We start from the raw sequence: 15,397 nt of genomic DNA on the forward strand, positions 1-15,397 counted from the left end.
GATTGCCGGAGGCTTCGATGTACCATCTGACTGCGCTCGTCACGCTGCTCGCTATTCTGTTTTTCTTCTTCACGTGCATGAATGTCTCGCGGTCGCGGACTAAAACCGGCGTGAAGGTGCCGGCGATGTCGGGCCATCCGGATTTCGAGCGCGCCTTCCGCATCCAGATGAACACGCTGGAATGGATGCCGATCTTCCTGCCGTCGCTCTGGCTGTTCGCGATCTACATCAGCGACGCCGTCGCGGCCGGCATCGGCGCGGTCTGGATCATCGGCCGTATCGTCTATTTCATCGGCTATTCGCAGGCCGCCGCGAAGCGTGGCCCCGGATTTGCGATCCAGGGTATCGCCGCGATTGCGCTGTGGGCGGGGGCGCTGGGGGCGGTGGTGTTAAGGCTGGTATGAGACAACTGCGGCGCCACACATTCAGTGTCGTCCTGGCTTTCGCCAGGACGACAAAGGATCACTTCGTCAGCGGGCAGCCGCTTTCCTTGGCGGTGAAGAACGCCTTGTCGCCGGGGACGGTCGCGATCTCCTTGTAATAGTCCCACGGCTTCTTCGATTCCGAGGGCTTCTTGACCTCGAACAGATACATGTCGTGGACCATGCGGCCGTTCTCGAGCACCTTGCCCTTGGCGAAGGCGTCGTCGACCGGCAGCTCCTTCAGCTTCTTGGCCACCGCCTCGGTGTCCTTGGTGCCGGCGGCCTTCACCGCCTTCAGATAGCTCAGCGTCGCCGAATAGGTGCCGGCGTGGATCATGCTCGGCATCCTCCCGGTGCGCTTGAAGAAGCGCTCGGAGAAGGCGCGCGTCGTGTCGCTATGATCCCAATAGAAGCCTTCCGTCAGCACCAGGCCCTGCGCCGCCTGCAAGCCGAGACCATTCACCTCGGCGATCGTCATCAGAAGACCAGCGAGCTTCTGACCGCCGGAGACGATGCCGAATTCGGCCGCCTGCTTGATCGAGTTGGTCGTATCCTGACCGGCATTTGCGAGACCGACGATCTTCGCCTTCGAGCTCTGCGCCTGCAGCAGGAAGGAGGAGAAGTCCGAGGAGTTGAGGGGCACGCGGACCGAGCCCAGCACCTTGCCGCCATTGGCGGTGACGATCTCGCTGGTGTCCTTTTCCAGCGCGTAGCCGAAGGCATAGTCCGCGGTGAGGAAGAACCAGCTGTCGCCGCCCGCCTTGGTCAGCGCGCCGCCGGTGCCGACCGCGAGCGCATGGGTGTCGAACGCCCAGTGGAAACCATAGGGCGAGCACGCAGAACCGGTGATGCTCGACGTGGCCGCGCCGACCACGATGTCGATCTTCTTCTTTTCTTTCGACAGGTCCTGCACGGCCAGTGCCACCGACGACGTCGTCAGCTCGGTGATCATGTCGACATTGTCGGCGTCATACCAGCGCCGCGCGATCGAGGTGGCGAGATCGGGCTTGTTCTGGTGATCGGCGGTGACCATCTCGATCTTCTGGCCGAGCACCTCGCCGCCGAAATCCTCGATCGCCATCTTGGCCGCCTCGACCGAGTATTTTCCGCCGTAATCTGCGTAGACGCCGGACTGATCGTTGAGGATACCGATCTTGACGCCTTGCGCGGAGGCCGGCGCGGCCAGCAACAGAGCCGACGTTGCGACGGCGGCCAAAAGTGCTGATTTCATCTGTTATCTCCCAGCAGTGTTCTGTTTTGAAATCGCGCGGATACTAGTGAAGAACCTCGGCCGTGCCCATCGAATTTGCGTAGATCGTTGGTAAGGGCAGCTGTGCGTCAAATAACCGCTGTCGTCCCGGGGCGCGACGAAGTCGCGAGCCCGGGCCCCATCACCACAGGGAGGAGTTTGGCGAAGACTCGTGGTTGTCAGCGTCGCGCCACACTTCTCCCTGGGGTTATGGATCCCCGCCTTCGCGGGGATGACAGCGGAGGGTGTAGGGACGCCGATGGCTGCAGAGACAGGCTTAAGTCACTCTCTCCAGCTTCTTGTCCCGCCGCCCTTCCGCCAGGTTCCGCACCACCACATAGAAGATCGGCGTGAACAGCAGCCCGAACAGGGTGACGCCGATCATGCCGAAGAACACGGCCACGCCGACGGCCTGACGCATCTCGGAACCCGAGCCGGATGAGATCACCAGCGGCAGCACGCCGAGAATGAAGGCGAAGGACGTCATCAGGATCGGCCGCAAGCGCAGGCGGCAGGCCTCGATCACGGCCTCGAGCCGCGGCTTGCCCTCGTTCTCGATGTCGCGCGCGAACTCGACGATCAGGATCGCGTTTTTCGCCGCCAACCCCACCAGCACGACGAAGCCGATCTGGGTGAGGATGTTGACGTCCTGGCCCATGATGCGCACGCCGATGGTGGCCGCGAGCAGGCACATCGGCACGATCAGGATCACCGCGAACGGAAGCGTCCAGCTGCCATATTGCGCGGCGAGCACGAGATAGACGAACAGCACGCAGATCGGGAACACGTAGAGGCCGGCATTGCCGCCGGTAACCTGCTGATAGGAGAGATCCGTCCATTCGAAGCTGAAGCCGCTCGGCAAAGTGTCGTCGGCGAGCTTCTTGATGGCGTTGAGCGCGGTGGTCGAGCTGGTCCCTGGCGCCGGCTCGCCCTGCAATTCGGACGCCGCGTAGAGATTGTAGCGTGCGACGCGGTCTGGGCCAGAGACATCCCTGAAGTCGACCACGCTGCCGAGCATCACCATGTCGCCGGAGGCGTTGCGCGTGCGCAGCCGCGCGAGATCGCTCGGCTCTTTCCGGAACGGGAAATCAGCCTGCGCGGTGACGTGATAGGTGCGGCCGAACAGGTTGAAGTCGTTGACATAGGTCGATCCGAAATAGGTCTGGATCGTGTCGTTGATGTTGGCGATGGGCACACCGAGCTTCTGTGCCTTGGTGCGGTCGATGTCGACGAACAGCTGCGGCGTGTTGGCCGTGAACGGCGAGAACACCGTGGGGGCAAGCAGCGAGGGCGATTTGCGCGCGGCGGCGACGAGCTCGTCGGTCGCGGATGCCAGCAGCGCCGGCCCGCGGCCCTGCCGATCCTGGATGCGGATGGCGAAGCCGCCGCCCGTGCCAATGCCGGGCACGGCGGGCGGCGGAATCACGATGATGAAGGCGCCCTGGATCGCGGCGAGGCGCTTGCGCAGCTCGGCCGTGATGGCATTCGCCGTCAGGCCCTTCTTCAGCCGCACCTCGGGCTCATCGAACACCGGGAAGAGCGCGGCCGCATTGCCCGCCTGCGTGCGCGTGGCGCCCGAGAAACCGGCGAAGGCGGCGACACGGATGATGCCCGGCGTATCCAGCGAGATCCGCTCGATCTCCCGCACGATCTCGGTGGTCCGCGCCAGCGACGCCGCACCCGGCAATTGCACGGAGATGATGACGTAGCCGCGATCCTGCGCCGGGATGAAGCCCTGAGACGTCGTCCCGATCAGCCAGCCTGCGCTGCCGATCAGCACGAGATAGATCAGGATCATCACCACCGAGTGCCGGATCACGAAGTTGGCGACGCCGGCATAGCCGTGCGCGAGCCGGTCGAACACGCGGTTGAAGGCGCCCGTGAAGGCATTCCAACCCCGCGCAATCAGATTCCAGGCGGCGGGCGGCCGCTTCTCCTCATGAGGAGTCAGGATCTGCGAGGCCAGCGCCGGCGACAGCGTCAGCGAGCAGAAGCAGGAGATCGCGGTCGCAACCGCGATCGTGACGGCGAATTGCTGGAAGAACTGTCCGGATATGCCACCCAGGAACGCCGTCGGCACGAACACCGCGCAGAGCACGAGCGCAATCGAGACCAGCGCGCCGCCGACCTCCTCCATGGTCTTCAGCGCGGCGTCGCGCCGGCTCAATCCGTGCTCGAGATGCCGCTCGACATTCTCGACCACGACGATGGCGTCGTCGACCACGATGCCGACGGCGAGCACGAGCCCGAACAAGGTGAGGTTGTTGATGGAGAAGCCGAGTGCCGCCATCACCGCAAACGTGCCGACCAGCGAGACCGGGATCGCGATGATCGGGATGATCGCCGGCCGCCAGCCCTGCAAGAACACCAGCACGACGACGACCACGAGCAGCATGGCTTCGTAGATGGTCTTGATCAGCTCGTGGACGGACTGCGCGATGAATTCAGTCGGATTATAGCCAATGTTGAAGTCGAGGCCCTTTGGAAAGCTTTCCTTCAGCTTCGCCATGGTGTCGGAGATATTTTTTGCCGTCGCGAGCGCGTTCGATCCCGGCCGCTGTGTCACCAGCATGGCGACCGCGGATTTACGCAGCAGGAAGCTGTTGGTCGAATAAGCGAGCGCACCGAGCTCGATGCGGGCGACGTCGCGCAGGCGTACCGTGCGGCCGTCGGAGCCGGCCTTGATCAGGATGTCCTCGAACTGCTTCTGGTCCTTCAGTCGCCCGGTGAAAACCAGGTTAGGCTGAAAGGCGCGATCGGCGATCGGCGGTTCCGCAATCTGGCCGCCGGCGATCTGCACGTTCTGGGCGCGGATCGCGGCCAGCACCTCGGTCGAGGTCAGGCCGAGATTGGCGATGCGATCGGGATCGAGCCACAGCCGCATCGAATAATCGCGCGCGCCAAAGATCTGGATGTCGCCGACGCCGTCGATGCGCAGCAGCTGGTCGCGAACCTGGAGCAGCGCGTAGTTGGAGATATAGAGCTGGTCGAACGTGTCGTCCGGCGACAGCATGAACACGACCATCAGGATGTCGGGCGAGTTCTTGCGGGTGACGACGCCGTTGCGCTGCACCTCGTCCGGCAGCTGCGGCTGCGCGATCGCGACGCGGTTCTGGACCAGCACCTGCGCCTTGTCGAGATCGGTGCCCAGCTTGAAAGTGACGGTAATGGTGAGCTGGCCGTTCGAGGTCGCCTGGCTGTAGAGATACAGCATGTCCTCGACGCCGTTGATCTGCTGCTCGATGGGAGCTGCGACCGTGTCGGACACGGTTTGCGCCGAGGCGCCCGGATATTGCGTGGTGACGACGACGGTCGGCGGCACCACCTGCGGATACTCGGAGACCGGCAGCGTCGAATAAGCGAGCGTCCCGACGATCAGGAGCACGATCGACAGCACCATCGCCAGGATGGGCTGGTTGATGGAGAGGCGGCCAAGATTCATGACTTGTCACCAGCCTTGCCACCGGCCGGCGGTTGAGCGGCCTGCGGGGCGACCTTGGCGCCGACGCGGGCGCGCTGGATGCCATTGACGATCACGCGATCCTCGGCCTTCAACCCTTCGCGGATCACACGCAGGCCGTCATCGAGCGGCCCGAGCACCACGGGCCGCGCTTCCACGGTGTCGTCAGGCTTCACCACGAACACGATCTTGCGCGACTGATCGGTCGCGACCGCGGCGTCCGGAATCAAGAGCGCCTCGTAAGGCGCGCTGCCGATCAGCCGAACGCGACCGAACTGGCCGGGCAGGATCGAGAGATCGGCGTTCTTGACCACGGCGCGGCTGCGCAGGGTTCCCGTGGAGACATCGAGGCGGTTGTCGAGGAAGTTGATAGAGCCTTCATGCGACGGCTTGGTCTCACCGGCGAGCGTCACCTGCACCGGATTCGCGGTGTCTCGCGAACTCGGCCGCTTACCTTCGAACCAGAGCTTGCTGTATTTGATGAAGGTCGTCTCATCCATGTCGAAATAGATGTAGATCGGGTCCATCGTCACGATCGAGGTCAGCAGGGTCGAAGAGCCGTTGTCGCTGCCCTGCACGAGATTGCCGGGGCTGACGAGATGGCGGCTGACGCGGCCGGTGATCGGCGCGGTGACATGGGTGAACTCGATGTTGAGCCTGGCAGCCTTCAGCGCGCCCTCGGCCTGGGTCTCGGCGGCGTGCGCGGCCTGCAAGGCCTGGCGGCGCTGGTCGACGACCTGCTCGGAGACCGCGCTGGTCTGCACCAGGTTCAGACCGCGATCGAGCTCGCGCTTGGCAAGCTCCACCTTGGCGCGGGCGTCGGAGAGCTGGCCGTCCGCCTGCTCGGCCACTGCCTCGAACGGGCGCGGGTCGATGACGTAGAGCAGGTCGCCCTGATGCACGATCGCGCCGTCCTGGAACTCGACGGAATTGACGAAGCCACCGACGCGGGGGCGCACCTGCACCTCCTCGACCGCCTCGAAGCGGCCGGTGTACTCGTCCCAATCGGTGACGGTGCGCTTGACCGGTTGGGCCACGGTCACCGGTGCGGGCGGCGGTGCCGACGCTTGCGAGGCCGGCTGCCCGCAACCGCTAAGCGCGAATGCCGCGGCGAGGAGGCCCGCGGCTGCGCAATGCCGCGGTTGAACGAAATCGTGCTTTTTGACAAGCCTTTTGACGAGTCGCTCGCTTCCGTCTGGTCCGGTCATCCCAGGTCCTCGCCTCAAAAGCCGCGGAAAAAGCGGGGTACGCGTTTACCCGCGGGGGTCCCAAGATGGGTCGAGTTGATGAACTCTTCAAGACCAAAGCATGCGCAGAGCCCGGAACGATGCCCTGGCCGGATGGCGGGTTGACAGGGTGGTAGCCCGCCCCGCACGCGGTGATTAGCCGACCGCTTGCGATTGGACTTATTCATCGGGCTCATGAATGGGCGTGGTGCGTTCTTCGCCTCTGCCCGCACGCGGGGAGAGGGAGAAGAGGACCCAGCGCCTTCGCGCATGACGAACGTCGTCAGCTCGGTTAGATTAAATCCACAAAAGCAAGACGAATTGTCCGGGGAGGACAGGCGTGCACCAGGGACGTGTCGTTTACGGCGCGATCGAGGAGGTCGTGTTCGGCCATCCGGCGACTGAGGCCATCGTCGCGCAGATGGACCGTCTGGGCACCCACCGTGCCTTCCTGATGGTCTCGGGCACGCTGAACCGCCAGACCGACGAAATCGCAAAAATTGTCGCGGCCCTGGGCCCGCGCTGCGCCGGGCTGTTCGACGCCATGCCGGCCCACACGCCGCGTGAGGCGGTGATCGCGGCCACCAATGCCGCACGCGAGGCCGACGCCGATTTGATTGTGACCGTGGGCGGCGGCTCGATCACCGATGGCGCCAAGGCGGTGCAGCTCTGTCTTGCCAACGGCATCGAGGACATCGACGGCATCGACCGCATCCGCGTGCACAAGGGCGCCGTGCCCGACATGACCGCGCCGACAGTGCGCCAGATCAGCGTGCCGACCACGATTGCCGGCGGCGAGTTTTCGTCGATCGCGGGTGTCACCGACCGCAGCACCCATGTGAAGCAGATGCTGCGGCATCCGCTTGCCGTACCGCGCGCGACCATTCTCGACCCCGCCATCACGGTACACACGCCGGAATGGCTGTTTCTCTCCACCGGCATCCGTGCCATCGATCATTGCGTCGAGGCGATCTGCTCGCGTGAGACGCATCCTTATGCCGATGCCCAGTCGGTGAAGGGCCTCGCCATGCTCGCCGATGCACTGCCGCGGGTGAAGGCCGATCCCGGAGATCTCGACGCGCGGATGGATGCGCAGATCGGCACCTGGCTATCGATGGGCGCGCTCGCGGCCGGCGTGCCGATGGGCGCGAGCCACGGCATCGGCTACGTCCTTGGCGCCGCCTTCGACGTCGCGCACGGCTACACGTCCTGCGTGATGTTGCCAGCGGTGATGCGCTGGAATGCGCGCGATAATGCCGAACGCCAGATGATCGTCGCCGCTGCGATGGGTTTTCCCGGCCACGATGCCGCGGACGTGCTCGATGCCTTCATCCGCTCGCTCGGCATGCCGCGCAGGCTTGCCGACGTGCGCGTGATGCCCGAGCATTTCGATGGAATCGCCGAACAGGCGATGCGCACGAACTGGATCCCGCGCAATCCGCGCAGGATCGAGAACCCAGCGCAAGTGCGCGAAATCCTGCTTCTCGCCGCATAATTGTAAGCCCGGAGGACTGATGTACCCAGGTCTGCATGCCCGCCTGCGCCCGCTGCAACCCGCCTTCATCATGGCGGCGACGGGCGAGGCCGTCACCTATCGCGAACTCGATGCACGCAGCAACCGATTGGCGCATCTGTTTCGCAAGCACGGCCTGCGGCGGCTCGATCACTACTCGATCTTCATGGAGAACAATTCCCGCTATCTCGAAGCCTGCGGCGCGGGCGAGCGGTCGGGGCTGTATTACACCTGCATCAACTCCTTCCTGACGCCGGGCGAGCTCGCTTATCTCCTCGTCAACAGCCAGTCGAAAATCCTGATCACGTCGGTGGCAAAGCTCGACATCGCGCGCGAGGCAATCCAGGCCTGTCCCGACGTCAAGCTCTGCATTGTCGCCGACGGCCCCGGCGAGAGCGATCGCATCGTCGGACTGGCCGACGTCACCGCGGACCTGCCGAAGACGCCGATCCCGGATGAATGGCTCGGAACCGCGATGCTCTATTCGTCCGGCACGACCGGACGGCCGAAGGGAATCCTGCGGCCGCTGCCGGAGGAGCCGCCGAAGCACAATCTGCCGCTGTTCGATTTCCTGACGAAGCTATGGCACTACCGCGAGGGCATGGTCTATCTGTCGCCGGCGCCGCTCTATCACTCGGCGCCGCAGGCCGCGGTCAATCTCACGATCCGGATGGGCGGCACCGTGGTCATCATGGAAACGTTCGATCCCGAGCGTTACCTCCAGCTGGTGCAGCAATGGGGCATCACGCATACCCAGTTGGTGCCGACGATGTTCTCCCGCATGCTGAAGCTCCCGGAGGAGGTACGCTCACGTTACGACCTTTCCTCGCTCGAGATCGCGATCCATGCCGCCGCACCCTGCCCGGCGCTGGTCAAGGACGACATCATCAAATGGTGGGGGCCGATCATCCACGAATATTACGGCGCCACCGAAGGGCTCGGCTTCACCGCTTGCAACAGCAAGGAATGGCTCGCTCATCGCGGCACCGTCGGCAAGGTGCTGCTCGGCGATCTCCATATTCTCGACGAGAACATGCAGCCGTGTCCGACCGGCACGCCGGGCCAGGTCTGGTTCAAGACGGGATCGCCGTTCGAATATTTCAACGACCCGGAGAAGACCAAAGAGGCGCGCTCGGCCGACGGCAGCATGAGCACCGTCGGCGACGTCGGCTATGTCGACGAGGACCGCTTTCTCTATCTGACCGATCGCGCCACCTTCATGATCATCTCCGGTGGCGTGAACATCTATCCGCAGGAGTGCGAAAATCTCTTGATCACCCATCCGAAGGTCGCCGATGCCGCCGTGTTCGGCGTGCCCAATGCCGATCTCGGCGAGGAGGTGAAGGCGGTGGTGCAGCCGATGCCGGGCGTGATGCCCGGCGAGGCCCTCGCCGAGGAGCTGATCGCCTTCTGCGGCGCATCGCTGTCGCGGCAGAAGGTGCCGCGCTCGGTCGATTTCGAGCAGGAACTGCCGCGCCTGCCGACGGGGAAGCTCTACAAGCGGCTGCTGCGGGACCGGTATTGGGGCAACAAGACGTCGCGGATCGTGTGAGCAGCTCGGTCGCGTTGTGTGAGGAAGCGAGCGCCGCAAACTCCGCTGTCGTCCCGGGGCGCGACGAAGTCGCGAACCCGGGATCCATAACCACAGGACGCGCAATCGTCGCGCGAGCAGGTCACTCCGAATCTTCACCAAACTGCTCTCTGGGGGTATGGGTCCCGGATCTTCGCTTCGCTCGTCCGGGACGACAGCGAAGATTGGCGTTGCGGCATTGCATAACAACGGCTCTGGAACCGTTCGCACTTGCACTCTCCCACTGTGAAAGTGTGAACGCCTGCGGCGTTACGTCATCCAAATTGTCAAGGCGGTAAAGCGCGTTGGCCGGTTGCCTCCCTCCACGCGGCTCGGCTATCGTCTGGTCAAACAGGCCAGAAAGGCCGATGTCCAGGGAGGACCGAGGATGCGGAGCGTTTGGGCGCTCGCCGCGACGGCGGCGCTATCTTTGCTGGCGTTTTCGACCACGACATTCGCCGGTGAGCCCAAGCAGGGCGGAATCCTGCGGATGTATCACCGCGACAGCCCCGGCAACGCCTCGATCCTCGAGGGCGCGACCTACTCGCTCAACGTACCCTTCATGGGGGTCTTCAACAATCTCGTCATCTATGATCAGCACATCGCGCAGAACAGTCCCGATACCCTGAGGCCCGAGCTGGCCGAGAGCTGGTCCTGGAGCAGCGACAACAAGAAGCTGACATTCAAACTTCGCCAGGGCGTCAAATGGCATGACGGCAAGGCATTCACGTCAGCCGACGTCAAATGCACATTCGATCTCCTCATGGGCAAATCGCAGCAGAAGCTGCGGCAAAATCCGCGCAAGGCCTGGTACAACGAAGTCGACGACGTCGCGCCCAACGGCGACTTCGAGATTTCCTTCAACCTGAAGCGGCCGCAACCCTCCCTGCTCGCGATGCTCGCCTCCGGCTATACGCCGATCTACCCCTGTCACGTCTCACCGGCGGACATGCGCACCCATCCGATCGGGACCGGACCGTACAAATTCGTCGAGTTCAAAGCCAATGAATCGATCAAGCTGACGCGGAATCCGGACTACTGGAAGAAGGGCCTGCCCTATCTCGACGGCATCGAATACACGATCATCCCAAACCGCTCGACCGCGATCCTCGCCTTCGTCGCCGGGAAATTCGATATGACGTTTCCGACGCATATTACCATCCCACTCCTGAAGGACATCAAATCGCAGGCGCCGAACGCGACCTGCGTCGTCGAACCGACCAACGTTTCGACCAATATCATCGTCAATTCGACCTCCGCGCCGTTCGACAACATCGATATCCGCCGCGCGATGTCGCTGGCGCTCGACCGCAAAGCCTTCGTCGACATCCTGTTCGAAGGCCAGGCCGACATCGGCGGCACCATGCTGCCGCCGCCGCAGGGCATCTGGGGCATGCCCAAGGACAAGCTTGAGACCATTCCGGGCTATGGTCCGAACGTGAACGCGAATCGCGAGGAAGCGAAGAAGCTGATGCAGAAGGCCGGTTACGGCCCCGACAAGCATCTGGCGGTAAAAATCTCGACGCGCAATCTCGCGGAATATCGCGATCCCGCGGTGATCCTGATCGACCAGCTCAAGAGCATCTATATCGACGGCGAACTCGATGTGGTCGAGACTGCGAACTGGTTCCCGAAAGTCGCGCGCAAGGACTACATGCTCGGCCTCAATTTGACGGGCAATTCCGTCGACGATCCGGACCAGTCCTTCTACGAGAACTATTCCTGCGGCTCGGAGCGGAACTACACCAACTATTGCAACAAGGAGATCGAGAAGCTGTTCGACGTGCAGTCGCAGGAGATCGACACCAACAAGCGCAAGCAACTGGTCTGGGACATCGACAAGAAGCTGCAGGAGGACGTCGCCCGTCCGATCATATTCCATGCGCGCGCCGGCACCTGCTGGCAGCCCTACGTCAAGGGAATCACGATCATGTCGAACAGCTCATACAACGGATTTCGCTACGAGGACGTGTGGCTCGACAAATAGTGCGGCAGGCTGAAGAGGTTTTGGTTTGAGCATGATCTTGTCGGAAAACCGCCACGCACTTTTCCGGATCATGCCCTAGCGGCTCGCGGAGGACGCGGGATGTTTGCCTATCTGGTGCGGCGCCTGTTCCTGATGCTCGTGACCCTGTTCGGGATCTCGATCGTCATCTTCTTCCTGTTGCGCATCGTGCCCGGCAACATCGTCGACATCCTGTTCGCGGCAGCCGGCTATGTCGATCCGGCCGACAAGGCCAATCTGGAGAAGGAGCTCGGCATCGATCAGCCGCTGATCCTGCAATATTGGCACTGGATCAGCGGCTTTCTGCGTGGTGACTTCGGCTACTCCTACGTGTCGGAGAAGCCTGCGCTGCAAGAGATCCTGCCGCGGATCCCGATCACCGCGCGGCTCGCCGGCCTCGCGCTGCTGTTCTCGGCATCGATCGGCATCCCGCTCGGGGTCATCAGCGCGGTGAAGCAGGGCACGCGGCTCGACTACGCGCTGCGCGTGGTGAGCCTGAGTGGCTTGTCGCTGCCCTCATTCTGGCTCGGCCTGTTGATCCTCACCGCGGCGGTGGCGATGTTCGGCCAGATCCCGATCTTCAATCCAAACCCGGCCACGTGGCTGGAAGCGTTCGCGACCTACGCCGTGCCGGCCGCGGCCGTCGGCTTCCGCAGCGCGGCGCTGACCATGCGTATCACGCGATCCTCGATGCTGGAGGTGCTGCGGCAGGATTACATCCGCACCGCGCGCGCCAAGGGCGCCTCCGACGCCGCCGTGAACTATCACCACGCGCTGAAGAACGCGATCTTGCCCGTCATCACCGTGATCGGCATCGAGGCGGCGTTCCTGATCGGCGGCCTGATCGTGACGGAAACCGTTTTCAATATCCCCGGCGTCGCCCGCTTTCTGGTCGAGGCGATCCGCTGGCGCGATTATCCGATCGTGCAGAACCTCGTGATGCTGATTGCCGTCGTGGTGGTGAGCGCGAATTTCATCGTCGACATGCTCTACGCCGTGTTCGACCCGCGCATCAGATACACGGATTAGGAGAGGCGCTTGGCCGCGATCGACTATGACGTTGAACTGAGGCGGGCCGGCGCGCACGCGACCGGCGGGTGGCGGCGCGTGCTGTTCCTGGCACAGCGGCACGTGCTAGGCGCGGCCGGTCTCATGATCATGACGCTGTTCGTGTTCACTGCGATCTTTGCCGACTTCATCGCGCGCTACGACCCGCTGAGCGTCGATTCGGCCCACGCGCTGATGCGGCCGAGCCTCGCGCACTGGATGGGTACGGATTCCTTCGGCCGCGACGTCTTCAGCCGCATCATCCACGGCGCGCGGATTTCCCTTGCGGTGGGCATCGGCTCGACCGCCCTCGGCGGCACGATCGGCGTCATCGTCGGCCTCACCTCCGGTTATCTCTCCGGCTGGGTCGATCTCGTATTCCAGCGCGTCTCCGACATCTTGCAGGCGCTGCCGCTGCTGGTGCTGGCCCTGATCATGACGGCCGCACTCGGTCCGTCGCTGCCGAATGTCATCCTCGCCATCGCGATTCCGCTGATCCCGACCGTCTCGCGCGTCACCCGCGCCAATACGCTGGCGCTGCGCGAGCAGCCGTTCGTGGAGGCGGCGAAATCGATCGGCATGAGCGAAGTCCGCATCGCGCTCCGCCACGTATTGCCGAACACGCTCGCGCCGCTGATCGTGCTCGCCACCGCCCAGCTCGGCTCGACGATCCTCACCGAAGCCTCGCTCTCCTTCCTCGGCCTCGGGATCCCCGAGCCTTACCCGTCATGGGGCCGCATGCTGTCGGAATCCGCCGCCGAATATGTCCGCACTGCGCCGTGGCTGGTGATCTTCCCGGGTATCGCCATCAGTCTCGCCGTGTTCGGCGCAAACCTGTTCGGCGACGCCCTGCGCGACATCCTCGATCCCCGGCAGCGTGGCTGATGGCGAAACAATCCGATCTCGTACTCGAGGTGAACGGCCTGAAGACGGTGTTCTTCACCAATTCAGGCTTGTTCAAAGCCGTCGACGATGTCTCCTTCACGGTGAGGCGCGGTGAAACGCTGGCGATTGTCGGCGAATCCGGCTGCGGCAAGAGCGTTACCGCGTTGTCGCTGATGCGGCTGGTGCCCGATCCACCCGGCCGCATTGTCGGCGGCTCGATCTCGCTGGAGGGCACAGATCTGCTGACCCTGGACGAAGCGGAGATGCGCAAGATCCGGGGCAACCGCATCTCCATGATCTTCCAGGAGCCGATGACCTCGCTCAACCCGGTGATGCGGATCGGCGACCAGATCGTCGAGGCGGTGCGGCTGCACCGGAACCTGTCGGCCAAGGAGGCGCACAACATCGCAGTCGAGATGCTGCGGCTGGTGCGCATCCCCGAACCGGCACGGCGTGCGCGCGAATATCCGCACCAGCTGTCCGGCGGCATGCGCCAGCGCGCGATGATCGCGATGGCACTGGCGTGCCGGCCGGCGCTGCTGATCGCGGACGAGCCGACCACCGCGCTCGACGTCACCATCCAGGCACAGATCCTGGCCCTGATCCTCGATCTCCAGAAAGAGCTCGGCACCGGGCTCGTGCTGATCACGCACGATCTCGGCGTCGTCGCGCAAACGGCGCAGCGCGTGATCGTGATGTATGCGGGCCGGAAGGTCGAGGAAGCCAGCGTCGAGGCGCTGTTCGCCGCGCCGAAGCATCCCTATACGCGCGGGCTGATGGCCTCGATCCCGGCCGTCCCTGCGTCGGGCGTTCCCGCTCAGGAGCGGCTGAACGAAATCCCCGGCACCGTGCCGTCGCTGGTGCGGCTGCCGAAGGGCTGCGCCTTTGCGCCGCGCTGCAAGCTCGCGGTGAAGCGCTGCGAGGCAGAATACCCGCCGCTGACTGATTGGGGCGGTGGCCATCTCGCGGCGTGCTGGCGCGCGGCTGAAGTGGCGGAGGTGGCATGACCGAAGCGCTGCTCGAAGTCACCGACCTTAGGAAGTATTACCCGGTGCGCGCCGGCGTGCTGCGCCGGCAGGTCGGCACCGTGCACTCGGTTGACGGCGTGTCCTTCTCGCTTGGCGCCGGCGAGACGCTCGGCCTCGTCGGCGAATCCGGCTGCGGCAAGTCGACGGTGGCGCGCAGCGTGCTGCGGCTGGTCGAGCCGACCTCAGGCCGGATCCGCCTCGATGGCGAGGACATCACGCATCTGTCCAAGGCAGCGCTGCGGCCGCATCGACGCTCGATGCAGATCGTGTTTCAGGATCCGTTCGCCTCGCTCAATCCGCGCATGACCGCGGGCGATATCGTCGGCGAGCCGCTGGCCGTGCACGGGCTCGCGGCCGGCAAGGCGCTGGAGGCGCGCGTCGCAAAGCTGTTCGAGCAGGTCGGCCTCCGGCCCGACCAGATGCGCAACTTCCCGCATCAGTTTTCCGGCGGCCAGCGCCAGCGCATCTGCATCGCACGGGCGCTCGCACTGTCACCGCGCCTGATCGTCTGCGACGAGCCGGTCTCAGCGCTCGACGTCTCGATCCAGGCACAGGTGATCAATCTGCTGATCGACCTGCAGAAGCGGCACGGCTTCTCCTATCTCTTCATCGCGCACGATCTCGCCGTAGTCGCCCACATCAGCCACCGCGTCGCCGTGATGTATCTCGGCCGCATCGTCGAGATCGCCGACAAGGACGAGCTGTTTCGTAACCCTCGCCATCCCTACACCCAGGCGCTGCTCGCCTCCGTGCCGATCCCCAGCCCGCTGGCGAAGAAGCTCGCGCCGCTCGTCGACGGCGACGTGCCAAGCCCGGTCAATCCGCCGCCCGGTTGCGCCTTTCACACGCGCTGCCGGTTCGCGATGGAACGATGCAAAACGGAGCGGCCGGTGCTGATGGATGCAGGCGATGAGCATCAGGTGGCGTGCTTGTTGAATGAGGGGACGGGGCGAGATCGTTGACGTCGTACCGGCGACGGCCGTTTGAGGCGC

General features: G+C 64.1%; 11 protein-coding genes. 8 read left to right on the top strand and 3 right to left on the bottom strand.

What is annotated here, in order from left to right:
- Nucleotides 1-17 precede the first annotated feature (17 nt).
- On the top strand, nt 18-404 hold the full coding sequence (locus ACWAT4_RS38580; RefSeq protein WP_212424369.1) for an MAPEG family protein: 387 nt from the start codon (nt 18-20) through the stop codon (nt 402-404).
- A gap of 58 nt (nt 405-462) precedes the next feature.
- Here the strand turns inward: ACWAT4_RS38580 and ACWAT4_RS38585 are convergent, their stop codons facing one another.
- The 3 genes from ACWAT4_RS38585 to ACWAT4_RS38595 form a co-directional block, all read right to left on the bottom strand.
- Nucleotides 463-1,653, bottom strand: coding sequence for an ABC transporter substrate-binding protein (locus tag ACWAT4_RS38585; protein WP_449729494.1), 1,191 nt, complete (start codon nt 1,651-1,653; stop codon nt 463-465).
- Between the two features lie 295 nt (nt 1,654-1,948).
- On the bottom strand, nt 1,949-5,113 hold the full coding sequence (locus ACWAT4_RS38590) for an efflux RND transporter permease subunit (protein WP_449729495.1): 3,165 nt from the start codon (nt 5,111-5,113) through the stop codon (nt 1,949-1,951).
- Nucleotides 5,110-6,339, bottom strand: a complete 1,230-nt coding sequence (locus ACWAT4_RS38595) for an efflux RND transporter periplasmic adaptor subunit (protein WP_449729496.1) — start codon at nt 6,337-6,339, stop codon at nt 5,110-5,112. Before ACWAT4_RS38595 ends, ACWAT4_RS38590 begins: the two co-directional genes overlap by 4 nt.
- Nucleotides 6,340-6,697: 358 nt before the next feature.
- Here ACWAT4_RS38595 and ACWAT4_RS38600 point away from each other — a divergent pair, with 358 nt between their 5' ends.
- The 7 genes from ACWAT4_RS38600 (at nt 6,698) to ACWAT4_RS38630 (ending at nt 15,367) form a co-directional block, all read left to right on the top strand.
- The gene (locus ACWAT4_RS38600; protein ID WP_449729497.1) at nt 6,698-7,852 is read left to right on the top strand and encodes an iron-containing alcohol dehydrogenase; all 1,155 of its coding nucleotides are present in this window, start codon (nt 6,698-6,700) and stop codon (nt 7,850-7,852) included.
- Between the two features lie 19 nt (nt 7,853-7,871).
- Nucleotides 7,872-9,422 carry an AMP-binding protein gene (locus ACWAT4_RS38605; protein ID WP_449729498.1) on the top strand — a complete coding sequence of 517 codons (1,551 nt, stop codon included), beginning with the start codon at nt 7,872-7,874 and terminating at the stop codon, nt 9,420-9,422.
- 406 nt (nt 9,423-9,828) lie between these two features.
- Nucleotides 9,829-11,427, top strand: coding sequence for an ABC transporter substrate-binding protein (locus ACWAT4_RS38610; RefSeq protein WP_212303338.1), 1,599 nt, complete (start codon nt 9,829-9,831; stop codon nt 11,425-11,427).
- 99 nt (nt 11,428-11,526) lie between these two features.
- A complete protein-coding gene (locus tag ACWAT4_RS38615; protein WP_212303337.1) occupies nt 11,527-12,474 on the top strand; it encodes an ABC transporter permease in 948 nt (315 codons plus the stop codon).
- A gap of 9 nt (nt 12,475-12,483) precedes the next feature.
- Nucleotides 12,484-13,377: an ABC transporter permease gene (locus tag ACWAT4_RS38620; protein WP_212303336.1), complete on the top strand. Its 894-nt coding sequence runs from the start codon at nt 12,484-12,486 to the stop codon at nt 13,375-13,377.
- The gene (locus tag ACWAT4_RS38625; protein WP_449729499.1) at nt 13,377-14,384 is read left to right on the top strand and encodes an ABC transporter ATP-binding protein; all 1,008 of its coding nucleotides are present in this window, start codon (nt 13,377-13,379) and stop codon (nt 14,382-14,384) included. Before ACWAT4_RS38620 ends, ACWAT4_RS38625 begins: the two co-directional genes overlap by 1 nt.
- On the top strand, nt 14,381-15,367 hold the full coding sequence (locus ACWAT4_RS38630) for an ABC transporter ATP-binding protein (RefSeq protein WP_449729500.1): 987 nt from the start codon (nt 14,381-14,383) through the stop codon (nt 15,365-15,367). The genes ACWAT4_RS38625 and ACWAT4_RS38630 overlap by 4 nt, the downstream gene beginning before the upstream one ends.
- Nucleotides 15,368-15,397 lie beyond the last annotated feature (30 nt).

Source organism: Bradyrhizobium sp. T-1, assembly GCF_053592855.1.

What these genes read in the sequence shown, in the direction of transcription:
- ACWAT4_RS38610 (WP_212303338.1), top strand. Translation starts at nt 9,829, where the DNA reads ATGCGGAGCGTTTGGGCGCTCGCCGCGACGGCGGCGCTATCTTTGCTG.
- ACWAT4_RS38625 (WP_449729499.1), top strand. Translation starts at nt 13,377, where the DNA reads ATGGCGAAACAATCCGATCTCGTACTCGAGGTGAACGGCCTGAAGACG.
- ACWAT4_RS38585 (WP_449729494.1), bottom strand. Translation starts at nt 1,653, where the DNA reads ATGAAATCAGCACTTTTGGCCGCCGTCGCAACGTCGGCTCTGTTGCTG.
- ACWAT4_RS38580 (WP_212424369.1), top strand. Translation starts at nt 18, where the DNA reads ATGTACCATCTGACTGCGCTCGTCACGCTGCTCGCTATTCTGTTTTTC.
- ACWAT4_RS38590 (WP_449729495.1), bottom strand. Translation starts at nt 5,113, where the DNA reads ATGAATCTTGGCCGCCTCTCCATCAACCAGCCCATCCTGGCGATGGTG.
- ACWAT4_RS38630 (WP_449729500.1), top strand. Translation starts at nt 14,381, where the DNA reads ATGACCGAAGCGCTGCTCGAAGTCACCGACCTTAGGAAGTATTACCCG.
- ACWAT4_RS38605 (WP_449729498.1), top strand. Translation starts at nt 7,872, where the DNA reads ATGTACCCAGGTCTGCATGCCCGCCTGCGCCCGCTGCAACCCGCCTTC.
- ACWAT4_RS38595 (WP_449729496.1), bottom strand. Translation starts at nt 6,339, where the DNA reads ATGACCGGACCAGACGGAAGCGAGCGACTCGTCAAAAGGCTTGTCAAA.
- ACWAT4_RS38615 (WP_212303337.1), top strand. Translation starts at nt 11,527, where the DNA reads ATGTTTGCCTATCTGGTGCGGCGCCTGTTCCTGATGCTCGTGACCCTG.